Here is a 2,500-nt window from a genome sequence, read left to right as displayed (position 1 = left end):
TAACAGCTCACTGGTCTAAATAAGGGTCTTTGCGCCGAAAATGTAACGGGGCTGAAGCCATGCACCGAAGCTGAGGATGTGTAGCAATACACGTGGTAGCGGAGCGTTCCGTAAGCTGATGAAGGGAGACCCGTGAGGGCTCCTGGAGGTATCGGAAGTGCGAATGTTGACATGAGTAACGATAAAGAGGGTGAGAGACCCTCTCGCCGAAAGACCAAGGGTTCCTGCTTAAAGTTAATCTGAGCAGGGTTAGCCGGCCCCTAAGGCGAGGCAGAAATGCGTAGTCGATGGGAACCACGTTAATATTCGTGGGCCTGGTGGTAGTGACGGATTGCACAAGTTGTTCATTCTTATTGGATTGGATGGGCAGCGGAGCGGTTCCAGGAAATAGCTCCACCGTATAGACCGTACCCGAAACCGACACAGGTGGTCAGGTAGAGTATACCAAGGCGCTTGAGAGAACTATGTTGAAGGAACTCGGCAAATTGCACGCGTAACTTCGGAAGAAGCGTGACCCCATGGTAGGCAACTATTATGGGGTGGCACAGACCAGGGGGTAGCGACTGTTTATCAAAAACACAGGGCTCTGCGAAGTCGCAAGACGACGTATAGGGTCTGACGCCTGCCCGGTGCTGGAAGGTTAAGAGGAGAGGTGCAAGCTTTGAATCGAAGCCCCAGTAAACGGCGGCCGTAACTATAACGGTCCTAAGGTAGCGAAATTCCTTGTCGGGTAAGTTCCGACCTGCACGAATGGCGTAACGACTTCCCCGCTGTCTCCAACATAGACTCAGTGAAATTGAATTCCCCGTGAAGATGCGGGGTTCCTGCGGTCAGACGGAAAGACCCCGTGCACCTTTACTATAGCTTTACACTGGCATTCGTGTCGGCATGTGTAGGATAGGTGGTAGGCTTTGAAGCGGGGACGCCAGTTTCCGTGGAGCCATCCTTGAAATACCACCCTTATCGTCATGGATGTCTAACCGCGGCCCGTCATCCGGGTCCGGGACAGTGTATGGTGGGTAGTTTGACTGGGGCGGTCGCCTCCGAAAGAGTAACGGAGGCGCGCGATGGTGGGCTCAGACCGGTCGGAAATCGGTCGTCGAGTGCAATGGCATAAGCCCGCCTGACTGCGAGACTGACAAGTCGAGCAGAGACGAAAGTCGGTCATAGTGATCCGGTGGTCCCGCGTGGAAGGGCCATCGCTCAACGGATAAAAGGTACGCCGGGGATAACAGGCTGATGACCCCCAAGAGTCCATATCGACGGGGTTGTTTGGCACCTCGATGTCGGCTCATCGCATCCTGGGGCTGGAGCAGGTCCCAAGGGTTTGGCTGTTCGCCAATTAAAGCGGTACGTGAGCTGGGTTCAGAACGTCGTGAGACAGTTCGGTCCCTATCTGCCGTGGGTGTAGGAATATTGACAGGATCTGTCCCTAGTACGAGAGGACCGGGATGGACATATCTCTGGTGGACCTGTTGTCCTGCCAAGGGCATAGCAGGGTAGCTACATATGGACGGGATAACCGCTGAAGGCATCTAAGCGGGAAACCCACCTGAAAACGAGTATTCCCTATCAGAGCCGTGGAAGACGACCACGTTGATAGGCCGGGTGTGGAAGTGCGGCAACGCATGAAGCTTACCGGTACTAATAGCTCGATTGGCTTGATCGTTCTCATTGACTATGCTCATCGAACTTCGTTCGATGTGCCAGACCTTTGTCCTGGCGCTGTCGCGGCTTTGCCGCTTCGCTCCGGACGGGCCGCGCCACAAGGCGCGACGGCCACTTGGCCTTGCGGAGCGCTGCTCCGACGCCCTCAAGAAGGTTCAAAGACGTGTTCAAAAAAAGAAAACAGGCTAACGCCTGCCAGCTTCTCAAAACATATAGTTGCGCTTTGCCGACCTGGTGGTTATGGCGGGGTGGCTGCACCCGTTCCCTTTCCGAACACGGCCGTGAAACGCCCCTGCGCCCATGGTACTTCGTCTTAAGACGCGGGAGAGTAGGTCGCTGCCAGGTCTGCAAAACGCAACTGATGTAAAACAATCTTCTCATTCACATCCAACGGCCCAAGCCGTCACAAAAGGGCCGCTCACAAGCGGCCTTTTGTGTTAGAATACATCAGCAAATCCCACGGATTTGCGCTGGCGCGGGGTGGAGCAGCCCGGTAGCTCGTCAGGCTCATAACCTGAAGGCCGCAGGTTCAAATCCTGCCCCCGCAACCAAACAAATAGCCGCCTTAAGGGCGGCTTTTTGTTTGGTAACGGGTCGAGGGTTTAATGCCTAATCAGGGGCCCGCAAGAAGGCAAAGCCGACGCAGCGGGACAGAAAACTACAAAGCCTGCCCCCGAAACCAAATCCTTCCTCTTAAAGATCAGCATCTACCTTCTTATCGCTGGCGGAAAAGCTTCGCTTTCCCTGGCGATGGTAGCTCCTCGTTCGCAGAGCTCACCATAACCTGAAGGGTGAGCGGTCGATCGGGCCCGCCCGATAAAACAGTCCACTG

At 55.0% G+C, this 2,500-nt stretch carries 1 tRNA gene and 2 rRNA genes (1 of these 3 cut by a window edge); all 3 read left to right on the top strand.

Features of this window, described 5'->3' with window-relative positions:
- A 23S ribosomal RNA gene (locus ACM5SV_RS36465) occupies positions 1-1,669 on the top strand (it extends 1,271 nt beyond the left edge of the window).
- Positions 1,670-1,898: 229 nt separating this feature from the next.
- A 5S ribosomal RNA gene (rrf, locus tag ACM5SV_RS36460) occupies positions 1,899-2,013 on the top strand.
- Between the two features lie 129 nt (positions 2,014-2,142).
- Positions 2,143-2,219: transfer RNA gene (locus ACM5SV_RS36455), tRNA-Met, on the top strand.
- The last annotated feature ends 281 nt before the right edge of the window (positions 2,220-2,500 follow it).

Origin of the sequence: Rhizobium sp. CRRU65, assembly GCF_048551595.1 — a bacterium.
Lineage (GTDB): Bacteria > Pseudomonadota > Alphaproteobacteria > Rhizobiales > Rhizobiaceae > Rhizobium > Rhizobium leguminosarum_J.
This window is presented reverse-complemented; position numbering and strand designations above follow the sequence as displayed.